The organism is Kribbella sp. NPDC026611 (genome assembly GCF_040638345.1).
Classification (GTDB): Bacteria; Actinomycetota; Actinomycetes; order Propionibacteriales; family Kribbellaceae; genus Kribbella.
On the sequence record NZ_JBEZYC010000010.1, the window covers coordinates 297,546 to 311,673 of the forward strand.

Sequence of the window (14,128 nt, forward strand, 5' to 3'; positions counted from 1 at the left end):
GGGGTGTGATCGATGAAAGCTGTTGTCCAGGACCGCTACGGATCACCCGACGTACTCCAGTTCGCCGACGTTCCCAAGCCCGAACCAGCCACCGACCAAGTCCTCGTCCGCGTCCAAGCCGCCTCACTCAACGCACGAGACTGGCACGTGCTCCGTGGCGATCCGTATGTCGCCAGACCTTCCAGGGACCTCGGGTGGTTCCGCCCCAACGACCGCATCCGTGGCTCGGACTTCGCCGGGGTGGTCGAATCAGTCGGGTCGGCAGTCACCCGCTTCCGACCCGGGGACGAGGTGTACGGCGATTCGCCGGCAGCCTTCGCCGAGTACGTCGTAGCGAGGGAGGGGCGGGTTGAGCAGAAGCCGGCCAACCTGACCTTCGAGGAGGCCGCGGCCGTCCCGCTGGCCGGGCAGACGGCGCTGATAGGTGTGAGCGGTATCAGCGAGCGTTTACTGATCAATGGCGCGTCCGGCGGGGTCGGCACGTTCGCCGTACAGCTCGCCAAGGCGTTCGGCGCAAGAGTGACGGCGGTGTGCAGCACGCGGAACGTCGAGTTGCTCGAGTCGCTCGGGGCGGATCAGGTGATCGACTACAAGACCACGGACTTCGTCAGAAGCGTTGAGCAGCACGACGTCCTGCTGGACCTGGTGGGTAACCGGTCGCTTCGTGACCTTCGGAAGGCCGGCCAGCGGGTCATCCTGTCCGGCGGTGGCGTGTTCACCGGCGGGAGCGTCTTCGGCCCGATGGGGTTGATGATCCGGGGGAAGCTGTCGCGCACCGAGGTGCTGACCGTGCGGCCGGGCGCGGAGCTGCTGGCCCAGCTGCGCGAGTTGATCGAGGCGGGCAAGGTGAAGCCGGTGGTCGATCGGACCTATCCGCTGGCTGCGACCGCCGACGCGATGCGTTACCTGGAAGGCGAGCACGCGCGGGCCAAGGTGGTTCTTACGGTGTGACGGCCCACCAGTTGTCCATCCGGGCGACCGCGCGCTCGTCACCACCGAGCACGCGGTCGAGCCGGAGCAGGTACGCCGCGATCCCGGCCGCACCCTGCATCCAGCCGACGCCCGGCGGCAGCAGCGGGTCGTCGTTCCGGTGCTCGACGAATCGCCAGTAGGCGTGGTCGTTCTCCCGGTACGCACGGTCCACCAGGGCATCACCCAGCCGGACGGCGAACTCCAGATCGTCTTTGTCGCCATCTCGCTGCCACGCGTCCAGGAACGCGTCGCCGGCTCCCGCAGTACCGCAGCAGCGGCCGTCGTTGTCCCAGAAGCCGGGGTGGAGCCGCTCGGGGATCCCGGAGTACCGGACGCCGTCCAGGCACCGCCGGCGCCAGAGCTTCGTCGGCTCACCGGCCACGCGCGGGACCTCGGCGTACTCGAGCGCGCTGAAGAGCAACGCTGTACCGGCGCCGCCGTGGCACCAGTTGTAGGTGTACTCGTCGCCGTGCCGCTCGGCCCACGGGATCACCCGCGGCACCCGGAAGCCCTTGTCGTCGTTGATCCCGAGCGTCACGAGCTGCTCCGCTCCGAGCCGCGCCGCCTCGATCAGCTCCGGCCGCTCGAGCTCGACACCGGCCACCGCCAGCACCGCGGCCGTCCCGGCCAGCCCGTGCGAGAAGTTCGGCATGTCGATGCCCTCGTCCTGCCGGAAACACTGCGAGACGAACGGCCAGGTCAGCCCGGCCTCAGTCGTCACCTTCTGCATGAGCACCCAGTCCGCCGACCGCTCCGCCAGCTCCCGCGCGTCCACCCCGTGCCGTAACGCCCAGAGCGCACCGATCAACCCGGAACCATTCCCAAGCGTCACGTCGTTGCCCACAGCTCCAGGGTGGTACCGCGTCTCGTTCTGGAAGGTGCTTTCGTTCCACCCGTCGACGATGGCGATGTCCAGAGCGCGCTGCACCGCGGACCCAGAACCGGGTTCACCAAGAGCGGTCAGGACGCCGATCGAGCTGGCGAGGCCGTCGAAGAACGAGATCGACGGATCAGCTGGGATCGAGCCGCGGATGCGGTCCGCGATGGCGCCGGCCAACTGCTCTTCGCCCGAGGTCAACGGACGGGTGAGCCTGAGCTCGGTGAGTACGTGCGCGAGCCCGCCGATCCCGCTGTGCATCCCGTTCAGGTATTCATCGGGTTTCTCGCCGCCGCCGGCCTCCGGGATCCACGGGCCGTCGTCGTCCCAGCGCACCTGGCCGAGCACCCAGGCCCAGGCGGCCTCGCCGAGCTCGCCGTACCTCATGGCCTGGCGTTCCGGAGCCGGATGCCGCTCCACTTGAGCGTGCTGGCGACGGTCTCGGCCCAGAAGTCGTGCAGCCGGTTCAGGACGCGCAACTGGATCCCCGCTTCGTCGTGCAGCTCGAACAGGTCGCCGACCCGCTCCGCCGGGCCGAGCGGCTCGACCTCGGTGGTCGCGACCATCGCCGCGTCGTACTCCGAGAAGTCGTCGGCCGGCAGCCGGTACGCGTAGAGCTCGACGGACCGCATCGCGTCCAGCCAGCCGTACTCGACGGCGTGCACGCGGTCGCCGGATCCCGCACCGATGATGCGGTCCCGGTCCTCGGGAGTGGTCGACGGACCGACCCAGGCCATCGCGCGCGGGCACTCCCGCGGGAACCAGTAGTCGGGGGCCCGGTCGTGGTTGACGGCCCACACGTACGGCGTGACCTTGCCGGCCGTCTTCGCGACGTACGGCGTGAACGACGTGATCGTCGGATCTTCGGAGAAGTGCAGGACCTGACCGGGTGCCGGGCGCATGCGCCGCAGCTTAGCCAGGCTGAGGGTTTCGGCGCTCCGGAATTAGCCCGCGGTGTACGGGTTGAGACCGCAGTGGTTACGCAGCCACGGGTCCGGGTCGATCGCGGCGCCGCCGTCCGGGTGCACCTCGAAGTGCAGGTGCGGGCCGGTGGTGTTGCCGGTCATCCCGACCCGGCCGACCTCGTCGCCGGCGTACACGGTCTCGCCGACCTCGACGCTGAACTTCGACATGTGGTTGTACCAGGTGACGGTGCCGTCCTCGTGCCGGACCTGGACCTGGCGGCCGTACGGGCCGGCCCAGTCGGCGAAGATCACGACGCCCTTCATCACGGCGCCGATCCGGGTGCCGATCGGGGCGGCGAAGTCGAGGCCGGTGTGGTTGTGGGCCCAGCGACTGCCGCCCTGCCCGAAGGTCGCGGTGATGTGGTAGCCGGTGACCATGATCTCGCAGCGGGTCGCCGACTCGCGGGCCAGCTTGTCGGCCGCCTCCTGCTTGGCCTTCGCCAGCGCCAGCGCGGTCGCGCGCTTCGCGGTCAGGGCCCGGCTCGCGTCCAGCTTGATCTGGCGGGCCTGGGCCAGTTTGTTGGCCGCGGACTGCTTCTTGGTGGTGTCGGCCAGCTGGACCCGGGAGGAGTCACGGGTGGCGAGCTGACGCGCCTGGATACGTGCGGTGGTGATACCGGACAGCGACCCGTTGTCGAGGCTGGCCGCGGCAAGGTTCACCGCGGAGTTGGCCTGGGTCGGGCTCGCCAGCGAGCTGTGGCTGAAGCCGACAGCTCCGGCGGCCGCGGCGAGCGCGGCGGTCAGTCCGACGATCTGGGTACTGCTGGGGGTGCTACGCCTGGCGACGCGATGCTTGGCACTATGACGTCCTGCGCCGGTCTTGCGCGCAGCGTTGCCGGGCGTGACGCGGTCGCCCGCGGCACGGTGCTGGGACACAACGTGGCCTTTCGGTCACAGGGGAGGGGCACACTGTCCGTCGCTGTGGGGGTTTATTCCCGTGGCGACCTGAGGGACGATAACGGATGAGTCACGGGGTGACAAACCCTGCCACCCACTTTTCTGGCTCTCCTTCACGAAACTTTTGCACAGAGCGCCTGCACGTGCATCCGCTCGGTAGGGCCGTTTGGCCGCCTGATCAGGCAGTTTCTTCCGCCGACTGGTCCAGGTGGGCCAGTACGCCGGTGATCTGGTGCACGACGTCTCCGTGGAACGGCAGCGACAAATGGCCGACGCCGTGCACGCGGACGTTGCTCGCCAGCAGGTCCGGGTGCCGGATCCGGGCCTGGCGCTGCGGCACGATCAGCTGGTCGACGTCGCTGTAGAACGCAACGAACCGCGTCCGGCACCCCGGAGCCGGCTCGGCCAGCTCGGCCATCAGCTCGCTGTCCGGCCGCACCTGGCGGACCAGCGGCCACGGCAGCAGCTTGGCCGCGACCGTGCCCTGGTGCGGCGTCCCGAGCGTCACGCAGGTGTGCACGCGCTCGTCGCCGCCGAGCCGCTGGACGTAGTACCGCGCGATCAGTCCGCCCAGGCTGTGCCCGATGACGTGGATCTGGTCCGACCCGGACTCCTCACAGATCGCCTCGATCTCCCGGCCCATCCGCTCGGCGGTACGGCGGACGTCCAGCGTCAGCGGCGAGTACGAGAACGTGTGGACGCGGCTGAACCCGCGCCGGGCCAGGTGGCGGCGCATCAGCGCGAAGATCGTGTGGTTGTCGATGATCCCGTGCGCGAGCAGGATCGGCGTACCGGCGGCACGGACGTCGTTGACCAGCAGGCCGCGCTGGGACGGGCCGAGTCCGGCCAGGTTGAGGCGGCCCGGCAGCGCCGGTGCGGCGCCGCTGACGAGGCCGAGCGGGTACATCGCGAGGTGGGTGGTGAGCCAGCCGAGCTCGACGGCCGCACCCTGCAGGACCCGCGGTGAGAGGGCCGACCGGGCGCCGTACGCGAGTCCGTCCAGCGCGCCGCGGACGTCCTCCTGCCAGGAACCCATTGGGCGCCTCCTCACAACCAGACCCCCCGATTGGTCCGATCACTTTCCACGGTAACCGGTTCCCACTCCGGGTGTCGGCGAACACACAGCTCCGTGTCTTATCCGTGAGGTTCCGGCACCGGTAGCCTGCGGACATGCCTTCTACGAGTCCGTTGCGCGTCGTCGTCGCCAAGCCCGGCCTGGACGGGCACGACCGCGGTGCGAAGGTGGTCGCCCGCGCCCTGCGGGACGCCGGCATGGAGGTCATCTACACCGGTCTGCACCAGACCCCGGAGCAGATCGTCGAGACCGCGATCGCCGAGGACGCCGACGCGATCGGGCTGTCGGTGCTGTCGGGTGCGCACATGACGCTGTTCAAGCGGGTCCGCGAGCTGCTGGTCGAGCGCGAGGCCGACGACATCGTGGTGTTCGGCGGCGGGATCATCCCGGACGCGGACCTGCAGCCGCTGGCCGAGCTCGGCGTGCACAAGATCTTCACCCCCGGCGCGACCACGACGGAGATCGTCGACTGGGTCCGCGGCCACGTCGGCGACGCCTCGGCATCTCCCGCCTGAGTCCCGAACCCGCTCCGGAGCGTGATGGCGACTGCGTGCAGTCGTTCTGAACCCGCGCACTGCCTCCAGTCAGGTTACTAATCGGTAATACCGAATCGTTAAGAAATACCTGGTTGTGCGGGCTTCCCAAACGCGGTCGCATACAGCCATGCGACTGTCCGTTTCAGAGACCGTCGAACGGCGCGTGTGTGGCTCAGAACACATCGGCCCCGTTCTCGGTTACTGTCCGGACAGGGCGGATCGCAGTGCGGTGGGGGATTGCGACCACTGACGCAGGACCAAGCGGATGTCCCACATCGGGAAAGGGCAGGTAAGCGATGAGGTTTGAACGATCACACACACGCAAGGCGGCCTTCGTGGCCGTTGTGAGCAGCTTCGCGCTGCTCGCGACCGCGTGTGGTAGTGGCGACAACGGAAGCAGCGGCGGGGGCAGTTCGACCGGCGCGCTCGAAGGTCGGGGGCCGATCACCCTTGCCAGCGGCAAGGACACCTCCGGAAACCTGCAGAACCAGCTCAACGCCTGGAACTCGGCGCACCCGAACGAGAAGGTCGAGCTCAAGGAGCTGCCCGAGGACGCCGACGCGCAGCGCCAGCAGATGGTGCAGAACGCCCAGGCCCAGTCCGACGCGTACAGCGTGCTGGTGATGGACGTGGTCTGGACGTCGGAGTTCGCGGCGAACCAGTGGATCAGCGAGATCCCGCAGGACAAGGTGCCGGACCTCGGCAAGCTGATCCCGGCGACGGTGGAGACCGCGAAGTACCGCGACAAGCTGTACGGCGTGCCGATCACCTCCGACGGTGGCCTGCTCTACTACCGCAACGACCTGCTGGCCAAGGCCGGGGTCAACGCGGCGCCGAAGACCTGGGACGAGATGCTCGCCGACTGCCAGAAGGTGGCCGCGCTGCCCGAGGCGAAGGGCATGAGCTGCTACTCGGGCCAGTTCGAGAAGTACGAGGGCCTGACGGTCAACTTCTCCGAGGCGGTCAACTCGGCCGGCGGTCAGGTCGTCGACAAGGACGGCAAGCCGAACGTGAACACCCCGGAGGCCAAGGCCGGCCTCGAGGAACTGGTGAACGGCTTCAAGGTCGGCGCCATCCCGAAGGCCGCGATCACCTACAAGGAGGAGGAGAGCCGGCGCGCGTTCCAGGAGGGCAAGCTGCTCTTCCTGCGCAACTGGCCGTACGTGTACTCCAAGGCCTCGGCCACCGACGGGTCGTCGAAGATCGCCGGTAAGTTCGGCGTCGCGCCGCTGCCCGGCAAGACCGGCCCGGGTGTCTCGTCGCTCGGTGGTCACGACTACGCGATCAGCAAGTTCGCCAAGAACAAGGCGACCGCGATCGACTTCATCAACTTCATGGCCAGCGAGGCGCGGCAGAAGGCGAACATCGAGAAGACCTCGCAGGCGCCGACCTGGGCGTCGCTGTACGACGACCCGACGCTGAACAAGCAGTTCCCGTACCTGGCTCCGCTGAAGGCCTCGATCCTGAACGCGCAGCCGCGGCCCCGAGTGGTCAAGTACGGCGACGTCACCGCGGCGATCCAGCAGGCGGCGTACGACGCACTCAGCCAGAAGACCCCGCCGGACAAGGCGCTGGCCGACCTGCAGACCAAGCTGCAGTCGCTGATCACGCAATGACCGTGCGGCGGGGCCGGTGTGCAGTGCGGAGACGCCTGCGCACCGGCCCCGTCCAGTCCCTGCCCGGGTCCGCCCCGGGAAGCAGAAGGAGGCGCAGGTGACTGCAACCGCACCGGTCGCGGAACGACCGGCCAAGGAATCGAAACCGAAGCGCCAGCAGCGCTTCGACGAGGGCACCGGCCGGCTGGCCGCGATCCTGCTCTCCCCGACGATGATCGTGCTCGCGCTCGTCGTCCTCTTCCCCATCATCTCGGCGTTGCGGGAGTCGCTGTTCCAGAGCGGGCAGCACCTCGACGCGAACGGCTTCATCGTCAAGGGCTCGACCTTCGTCGGGCTCGACAACTACCTGGACATCTTCCGCGGCGACACCGGGCACCGGTTCTGGAACGCGTTCTGGAACACGACGTTCTTCACCGTCATCTGTGTCGTGCTGGAGACCGTGCTCGGCGTCGCGATGGCGCTGATCATGGCCAAGGCGTTCAAGGGCCGCGGTATCGTCCGGGCCAGCATCCTGGTGCCGTGGGCGATCCCGACCGTGATCTCGGCGCTGCTCTGGAAGTGGATCTTCCAGGCCGACGGCGTCTTCAACACCGTGCTCGGCACCCAGGTGCTGTGGTCGACCGAAGGCTGGCAGTCCAAGCTCTCGGTGATCATCGCCGACACCTGGAAGACCGCGCCGTTCATCGGTCTGCTGGTGCTGGCCGGGCTGCAGACGATCTCGGCCGAGGTCTACGAGGCCGCGAAGGTGGACGGGGCGAACGCGTGGAAGACGTTCACCCGGATCACCCTGCCGCTGGTGCGACCGGCGCTGCTGGTGGCAGTGCTGTTCCGGATCCTCGACACCCTGCGCATCTTCGACCTGCCGTTCGTGCTGGTCGGCGCGCACAAGGACTCGGTCGAGTCGCTGTCGATGCTCGCGTACGACGAAGCCTCGAACACCAGGTACGGACCGGCGGCGGCGTACGCGACGGTGCTGTTCATCTATGTCGCGGTGGTGGCGTACATGTTCGTGAAGATCCTCGGTGCCGACGTGATCGGTGAGGCGCGCGCCAAGAAACCAGGTGGTGGCGGGCGCCGGAAGCGTAACGGCCGTAACGGAGGAGCCGCGGTGACCGAGGCGACCACGGTCGCGGTCGGGGCCGAAGCAGGGAGGAACGTCTGATGGCGACCGACGTACCGCAGATCCGGGCCGGTGAGAACGCGGCGCTGAAGCGCTGGCTGCCGCTGGCCGGTGTCGTGCTCATCGTGGTCTACTGCCTGGGGCCGTTCTACTGGATGGTCGTTTCGGCGTTCCGCCGGCCGGCCGACCAGTTCTCGAACAAGTTCATCCCGGCACCGTTCTCGATCCAGAACTTCAAGGACGTGTTCAGCGGGTCCAACGGCTTCGGCCGCGGGTTGCTGAACAGCCTGATCGTGGCCGGCACGGTGACGATCCTGACGTTGATCATCGGCATGGTCGCGGCGTACACGCTGGCGCGGCTGGACTTCAAGGGCAAGAACATCGTGCTGGCGATCATCATCACCACGTCGATGTTCCCGGGCATCTCGCTCGTCGTGCCGCTGCTGAAGCTGTTCGTCGACATCAAGTGGATCAACACCTACCAGGCGATGATCGTGCCCAGCCTGTCGTTCGCGCTGCCACTGGCGGTGTGGAACCTGACCGCGTTCTTCCGGCAGATGCCGCAGGAGCTCGAGCAGGCGGCGATGGTGGACGGCTGTACGCCGGCCCAGGCGTTCCGGAAGGTCATCATTCCGCTGGCCGCACCGGGCGTGTTCACGACCGCGATCATCACCTTCATCGCGGCCTGGAACGAGTTCCTGATCGCGCTGAGCATGACCAACAAGAAGTCGATCCAGACGGCGAACGTGATCGTCTCGCAGTTCACCGGGACGACGGGCCGCGACCAGCCGTTCGGCAGCCAGATGGCCGCCGGTGTGGTGGTCACGATCCCGCTCGTGATCGCCGTACTGCTGTTCCAGCGCCGTATCGTCGCCGGCCTCACGGCAGGTGGCGTGAAGTGAGCTGGTTCCGTCGCGACCGGGAGGACCGCGACCGCCGTGACCGGGAAGCCCGGGAACGGCGGGACCGGGAGGACCGCGAGCGACGGGATCGCGAGGACCGGGACCGCCGGGATCGCGAGGACCGGGACCGGCGGGATCGGGACGACCGTCTCCGCCGGGACCGCGAGGACCGTTACCGGTCGTACCGGTAACAGCTTGTCGGAGGGCCGGACCCCGCTCGGGGGTCCGGCCCTTTCGCTTCTACAGTCCCAGCCAGACCGTCGCGTCGACCGGCAGCCGGTTGTTCTCGAGCGCCGCGCTGACGAGCAGGACCTCGCTGTGCGACGGCAGGTCCACCGGGGTGCCGCCGAGGTTCACCACGCAGCGGAAGCCGGGCTCGCGGGTGAAGGACAGCACGCCGTCGGGCGCGTCCTGGTCCCAGGTGAGCCGGCCCTCGCCCAGTGCGTCGTGCTGCCGTCGGATGCGCAGCGCGGCCTTGTAGAGGCTGTGGTGGCTGTTGGGGTCACCCACCTGCGCCTCGGCGGTCAGGCCGACCCAGTCGGCCGGCTGCGGCAGCCACGGCTGCCCTGTCCCCGGCCCGAACCCGAACGGCGGCTCGGTGCCCGACCACGGGATCGGCACCCGGCAGCCGTCCCGGCCACGGACCGTGTGCCCGGAGCGCTCCCAGGTCGGGTCGTCGAGCACCTCCTCCGGCAGGTCCTCCACCTCGGGCAGACCGAGCTCGTCGCCCTGGTAGATGTACGCGCCGCCCGGCAGGGCGAGCTCCAGCAGCGCGGCCGCCCGCGCACGCCGCAGACCGAGCTCCAGGTCGGTCGGTACAACGCCTGCGCCCTCCAGCGCGTCCCGCTGGGCGCGGCCGTACCGCGTGCGGTGGCGGATCGTGTCGTGGTTGCTCAGCACCCACGTCGCCGGTGCCCCGACCGCCCACAGGTTCTCCGTGGTGTGGTCGATGACCTCACGCAGCTCCTTGGCGTCCCAGGCACACCGCAGTACGTCGAAGTTGAACGCGGAATGCAGCTCGTTGGACCGCACGTACTGCGCGAGCCGCTCGGCCGGCGACAGCCACGCCTCGGCGACGAACACGCGGGGGCCCTGGGGCGTATCGGCGTACGAGTCGGCGACCGCCCGCCAGCGCTGGTGGATCGTGTGCACACCGGGCTGGTCGTAGAACGGGTTCCCGACGTACTTCTCCCGGGTCGGCTCGCCGTTGTGCAGCGGTACGTCGGGCAGCGCCGGGTCCTTGGCCATCGAGTCGGCCACGTCGATCCGGAAGCCGTCGATGCCGCGGTCGAACCAGAACCGGAGGATCGAGTCGAACTCCTCGATCACCTTCGGGTGGTCCCAGTTCCAGTCCGGCTGGGAGATGTCGAACAGGTGCAGGTACCACTGGCCGTCCTCGATCTGCTGCCACGCACCGCCTCCGAACGCGGCGGGCCAGTTGGTCGGCGGCAGGCCGCCCTCCTTGCTCTCGCGGAACCAGAACAGGTCGCGCTCCGGAGAGCCCTTGCCGGCCGCGAGTGCCGCCTTGAACCACGGGTGCTCCCAGGAGCAGTGGTTCGGCACCAGGTCGATCAGGATCCGCAGGCCGAGCGCGTGCGCCTCGGCGATCAGCGCGTCGGCGTCCGCGAGGGTGCCGAACTCCGGGTTGATGTCGCGGTAGTCGGAGACGTCGTACCCGCCGTCGAGCAACGGGGACGGGTACCACGGGCTGATCCAGATCGCGTCCACGCCGAGGTCGGCGAGGTACGGCAGCCGGGCGCGGATCCCGTTCACGTCGCCGGTCCCGTCGCCGTCGGCGTCGGCGAAGGAGCGGGGGTACACCTGGTAGACGACGGCGGAACGCCACCAGTCGTCAGCTGGTCTGGTCGCTGGATCGGTCATGGCAACTAGCGTTGCACGGAGGCCCGACAGCGTGTGACGGTCGTCTCAGCGTGTACCCCGGCTGTTGCCGGATCCGGCGAGGTCGTTAGTCTCAGGCCGACGGAGCGCGCCGGCGACCGTGCCCTCTCCAACGGGACAGCCCGCCTGCCGCGGCCTACTCGAACAGGTGCGAGAGAGGGACCACAGTCGTGGACTTGATGGAATACCAGGCGAAGACAGTCTTCGCCAAGCACGGAGTGCGGACGACCGTGGGTGAGGTCGTCACGACTCCGGAGGAGGCCCGCGCAGCGGCCGAGAAGATCGGCGGCCGAGTGGTCGTGAAGGCCCAGGTGAAGACCGGTGGCCGCGGCAAGGCCGGTGGCGTGAAGCTGGCGAGCTCGCCGGAAGAGGCCGAGGAGAAGGCCCGGGAGATCCTGGGGCTGGACATCAAGGGCCACGTCGTCAAGATCCTGAACATCGTGCCGGCCGCGGCGATCGCGGAGGAGTACTACTTCTCCTTCCTGATCGACCGCGCGAACCGGAACTACCTCTGCATCGCCTCCGCCGCCGGCGGGATGGAGATCGAGGAGGTCGCGCACACCAACCCGGACGCGGTGGCGCAGATCTCGATCGACCCGGCGACCGGCGTGGACGAGGCCAAGGCGCGGGAGATCGCCGTCGCGGCGAAGTACCCGGCCGACGTGGTCGACGGCGTCGTACCGGAGATCGTCAAGCTGTACGAGGTCTTCGTCAGCGAGGACGCGTCGCTGGTCGAGGTGAACCCGCTGGTCAAGCTCGCCGACGGGAACGTCGAGGCGCTCGACGGCAAGGTCACCCTGGACGAGAACGCGGAGTTCCGGCACCCGGAGCAGGCCGAGTTCGAGGACGTGACCGCGGCCGACCCGCTGGAGGCGGCGGCCAAGGCCAAGGGCCTGAACTACGTGAAGCTGGACGGTTCGGTCGGCATCATCGGCAACGGCGCGGGCCTGGTCATGTCCACGCTGGACGTCGTTGCGTACGCGGGTGAGGAGTTCGGCGGGCAGAAGCCGGCCAACTTCCTCGACATCGGTGGCGGCGCGTCCGCCGAGGTGATGGCGAACGGGCTGGAGATCATCATCTCGGACCCGCAGGTCGAGAGCGTCTTCGTGAACGTCTTCGGTGGCATCACCGCCTGCGACGCGGTCGCGAACGGCATCGTGCAGGCGTTCGAGCTGCTGGCTTCCCGTGGCGAGGCAGTTTCGAAGCCGCTGGTGGTCCGGCTGGACGGGAACAACGCCGAGGAGGGCCGCCGGATCCTCGACGAGGCCGGCCTGGCCGGTCTGGAGCGGGTCGACACCATGGACGGCGCCGCGAAGCGCGCCGCCGAGCTGGCAGCGAAGTAAGGGATCGCCGAAATGTCTATCTTCCTGACCAAGGACAGCAAGGTCATCGTCCAGGGCATGACCGGCTCCGAGGGCACCAAGCACACCACCCGGATGCTTGCCTCCGGCACCAACATCGTCGGCGGCGTGAATCCGCGCAAGGCCGGCCAGAGCCAGGACTTCGACGGCAAGTCGGTCCCCGTCTTCGGCTCGGTCGCGGACGCGATGAAGGAGACCGGGGCGAACGTCTCGGTCATCTTCGTCCCGCCGAAGTTCGCCAAGGACGCGGTGATGGAGGCGGTTGCTGCCGAAATGCCGCTGGTGGTCGTGATCACCGAAGGCGTCCCGGTCCACGACACCGCCGAGTTCTTCGCCGCGGCCCAGGCCTCGGGCAAGACCCGAATCATCGGCCCGAACTGCCCCGGGATCATCACGCCCGGGTCGTCCAACGCCGGGATCATCCCCGCGGACATCGCCGGCCAGGGGCGGATCGGACTGGTTTCGAAGTCTGGGACGCTGACGTACCAGATGATGTACGAACTGCGAGACTTCGGCTTCTCGACCGCAATCGGGATTGGCGGCGACCCGATCATCGGGACCACGCACATCGATGCGCTGCAGGCGTTCCAGGACGACCCGGACACCGACGCGATCGTGATGATCGGGGAAATCGGCGGCGACGCTGAGGAGCGGGCGGCTGCGTTTGTGAAGGCGAATGTGACCAAGCCGGTTGTTGGGTATGTGGCTGGGTTCACTGCGCCTGAGGGCAAGACGATGGGACATGCGGGGGCGATCGTGTCTGGTTCGTCCGGCACGGCTTCGGCGAAGCAGGAGGCGCTCGAGGCGGCTGGGGTGAAGGTTGGCAAGACCCCGACCGAGACGGCCAACTTGATGCGCGAGATCATGCAGGGGTTGAGCAAGTAGCCCAGCTGCCGGGTTTGGAAGCGGGATCTGCCCCCTTGGGGGTGGGTCCCGTTTCGTTTGAGTGTGTGGGGGCGGCGGGGGTCGCCTTCGTCGTTCGCCTGGTCGGGGGCTGGTTTGCGGAGGATAAGTGCCGCATCGTGACACTTTTCTTCCGGAGATCTCCGTTGTGATGGTTTTTGAACCAGTAGGGGCGATCAGTAGGTGCTGCTCGAGTAGGCCGGGTCCCGAGGTCACTGCCAGCACTCGTCACCAGCGTCCGTTTACGGCCCGGGTCGGCCCCGAGGCAGTCATCCGCGAGCGCTAGCTCGCAACACCCGAGCCCAGCGAGCAACCCCGCGGCGCCAGCCGCGAACCCGCGAGCGCAGCGAGCGAACCCCCGGCGCCAGCCGGATGCACCGGGGCCGCTCGCCCCGACCTAGCAGGGTGGGTGGGGCGGCGCATCGCACGGCGACGAAGGAGCCGCGCATAGCACCGCGCTGGGCTAACCAGCAGTCGTCAACAGCAGTACGACGGGAAAGTGCAGTCCGGGGTAGTCGCCCGCGAGTGCAGCGAGCCAACCCCGGCGCCGGCCGGGAACCTGGGGCGCTCGCCCCGAACAAACAGGGTGGGTAAGGCGGCGCATAGCACCGCGGTAGGACTACCAGCAGCCGCAGTCACCAGCAGGACGACGAGTAGTGCTGTCGGCCCAGGGCAGTCGCCCGCGGGCAGCAGCCCGCAGCTCGCCAGCTGGCAGGAAGCCGGCGCGAAGCCGGAGGAGGCGGGACCGGCGCCTTCGGGGGTGAGTCCCGTTTCGTTTTTGTGTGGGGGGCTGGTTTACGGAGGATAAGTGCCGCGTGGTGACACTTTTCTTCCGGGGATCTCGGCTGTATTGGGTTTGAACCACCAGGGGTGGCAGGCGGTTCGGGTAGGCCGTCACCCCGGGTCACTTCGGTCAAGTCCCCAGGAGTGGTGTAGTGCTGCGTTCTCCTTTCTGGGGTTTAGGCGGTGAGGGCGGGCAGGTCGTTTGTTCCGATCTCGGGTTCG

Annotated in this window: 13 protein-coding genes; 8 read left to right on the forward strand and 5 right to left on the reverse strand. The window is 68.4% G+C overall.

The window, feature by feature from the left end:
* Window positions 1–12: 12 nt before the first annotated feature.
* Window positions 13–951: an NAD(P)-dependent alcohol dehydrogenase gene (locus AB0E69_RS34650; protein WP_360156153.1), complete on the forward strand. Its 939-nt coding sequence runs from the start codon at window positions 13–15 to the stop codon at window positions 949–951.
* On the opposite strand, the gene AB0E69_RS34655 is transcribed toward AB0E69_RS34650, so the two are convergent.
* The 4 genes from AB0E69_RS34655 to AB0E69_RS34670 all read right to left on the reverse strand — a co-directional run bounded on the left by AB0E69_RS34655 (window position 941) and on the right by AB0E69_RS34670 (window position 4,747).
* Window positions 941–2,236: a lanthionine synthetase LanC family protein gene (locus AB0E69_RS34655; RefSeq protein ID WP_360156156.1), complete on the reverse strand. Its 1,296-nt coding sequence runs from the start codon at window positions 2,234–2,236 to the stop codon at window positions 941–943. The two genes, AB0E69_RS34650 and AB0E69_RS34655, sit on opposite strands and share 11 nt — an antisense overlap.
* The gene (locus tag AB0E69_RS34660; RefSeq protein ID WP_360156159.1) at window positions 2,233–2,751 is read right to left on the reverse strand and encodes a DUF6886 family protein; all 519 of its coding nucleotides are present in this window, start codon (window positions 2,749–2,751) and stop codon (window positions 2,233–2,235) included. Before AB0E69_RS34660 ends, AB0E69_RS34655 begins: the two co-directional genes overlap by 4 nt.
* A gap of 42 nt (window positions 2,752–2,793) precedes the next feature.
* The gene (locus tag AB0E69_RS34665; RefSeq protein WP_360156161.1) at window positions 2,794–3,690 is read right to left on the reverse strand and encodes a M23 family metallopeptidase; all 897 of its coding nucleotides are present in this window, start codon (window positions 3,688–3,690) and stop codon (window positions 2,794–2,796) included.
* Window positions 3,691–3,889: 199 nt separating this feature from the next.
* On the reverse strand, window positions 3,890–4,747 hold the full coding sequence (locus AB0E69_RS34670) for an alpha/beta fold hydrolase (protein ID WP_360156164.1): 858 nt from the start codon (window positions 4,745–4,747) through the stop codon (window positions 3,890–3,892).
* A gap of 134 nt (window positions 4,748–4,881) precedes the next feature.
* On the opposite strand from AB0E69_RS34670, the gene AB0E69_RS34675 reads away from it, so the two are divergent.
* From AB0E69_RS34675 to AB0E69_RS34695, 5 genes are all read left to right on the forward strand, one after another.
* Complete coding sequence (locus AB0E69_RS34675) at window positions 4,882–5,301, forward strand: cobalamin B12-binding domain-containing protein (protein ID WP_360156167.1); 420 nt, start codon at window positions 4,882–4,884, stop codon at window positions 5,299–5,301.
* A 356-nt stretch (window positions 5,302–5,657) separates the two neighbouring features.
* Window positions 5,658–6,938, forward strand: a complete 1,281-nt coding sequence (locus tag AB0E69_RS34680) for an ABC transporter substrate-binding protein (RefSeq protein ID WP_360156170.1) — start codon at window positions 5,658–5,660, stop codon at window positions 6,936–6,938.
* 184 nt (window positions 6,939–7,122) lie between these two features.
* Window positions 7,123–8,100: a sugar ABC transporter permease gene (locus tag AB0E69_RS34685; protein WP_360156217.1), complete on the forward strand. Its 978-nt coding sequence runs from the start codon at window positions 7,123–7,125 to the stop codon at window positions 8,098–8,100.
* A complete protein-coding gene (locus AB0E69_RS34690; RefSeq protein WP_360156173.1) occupies window positions 8,100–8,960 on the forward strand; it encodes a carbohydrate ABC transporter permease in 861 nt (286 codons plus the stop codon). Before AB0E69_RS34685 ends, AB0E69_RS34690 begins: the two co-directional genes overlap by 1 nt.
* Window positions 8,957–9,151 carry a hypothetical protein gene (locus tag AB0E69_RS34695; RefSeq protein ID WP_360156176.1) on the forward strand — a complete coding sequence of 65 codons (195 nt, stop codon included), beginning with the start codon at window positions 8,957–8,959 and terminating at the stop codon, window positions 9,149–9,151. The genes AB0E69_RS34690 and AB0E69_RS34695 overlap by 4 nt, the downstream gene beginning before the upstream one ends.
* Window positions 9,152–9,200: 49 nt before the next feature.
* On the opposite strand, the gene AB0E69_RS34700 is transcribed toward AB0E69_RS34695, so the two are convergent.
* On the reverse strand, window positions 9,201–10,841 hold the full coding sequence (locus tag AB0E69_RS34700; protein WP_360156179.1) for a glycoside hydrolase family 13 protein: 1,641 nt from the start codon (window positions 10,839–10,841) through the stop codon (window positions 9,201–9,203).
* A gap of 188 nt (window positions 10,842–11,029) precedes the next feature.
* Between AB0E69_RS34700 and sucC the strand changes: the two genes are divergently transcribed.
* Window positions 11,030–12,202: an ADP-forming succinate--CoA ligase subunit beta gene (gene sucC / locus AB0E69_RS34705; protein ID WP_360156182.1), complete on the forward strand. Its 1,173-nt coding sequence runs from the start codon at window positions 11,030–11,032 to the stop codon at window positions 12,200–12,202.
* 12 nt (window positions 12,203–12,214) lie between these two features.
* Window positions 12,215–13,105, forward strand: coding sequence for a succinate--CoA ligase subunit alpha (gene sucD, locus AB0E69_RS34710; RefSeq protein ID WP_360156185.1), 891 nt, complete (start codon window positions 12,215–12,217; stop codon window positions 13,103–13,105).
* Window positions 13,106–14,128 lie beyond the last annotated feature (1,023 nt).

What these genes read in the sequence shown, in the direction of transcription:
- AB0E69_RS34660 (WP_360156159.1), bottom strand. Translation starts at nt 2,751, where the DNA reads ATGCGCCCGGCACCCGGTCAGGTCCTGCACTTCTCCGAAGATCCGACG.
- AB0E69_RS34700 (WP_360156179.1), bottom strand. Translation starts at nt 10,841, where the DNA reads ATGACCGATCCAGCGACCAGACCAGCTGACGACTGGTGGCGTTCCGCC.
- AB0E69_RS34675 (WP_360156167.1), top strand. Translation starts at nt 4,882, where the DNA reads ATGCCTTCTACGAGTCCGTTGCGCGTCGTCGTCGCCAAGCCCGGCCTG.
- AB0E69_RS34650 (WP_360156153.1), top strand. Translation starts at nt 13, where the DNA reads ATGAAAGCTGTTGTCCAGGACCGCTACGGATCACCCGACGTACTCCAG.
- AB0E69_RS34655 (WP_360156156.1), bottom strand. Translation starts at nt 2,236, where the DNA reads ATGAGGTACGGCGAGCTCGGCGAGGCCGCCTGGGCCTGGGTGCTCGGC.
- AB0E69_RS34690 (WP_360156173.1), top strand. Translation starts at nt 8,100, where the DNA reads ATGGCGACCGACGTACCGCAGATCCGGGCCGGTGAGAACGCGGCGCTG.
- AB0E69_RS34670 (WP_360156164.1), bottom strand. Translation starts at nt 4,747, where the DNA reads ATGGGTTCCTGGCAGGAGGACGTCCGCGGCGCGCTGGACGGACTCGCG.
- sucD (WP_360156185.1), top strand. Translation starts at nt 12,215, where the DNA reads ATGTCTATCTTCCTGACCAAGGACAGCAAGGTCATCGTCCAGGGCATG.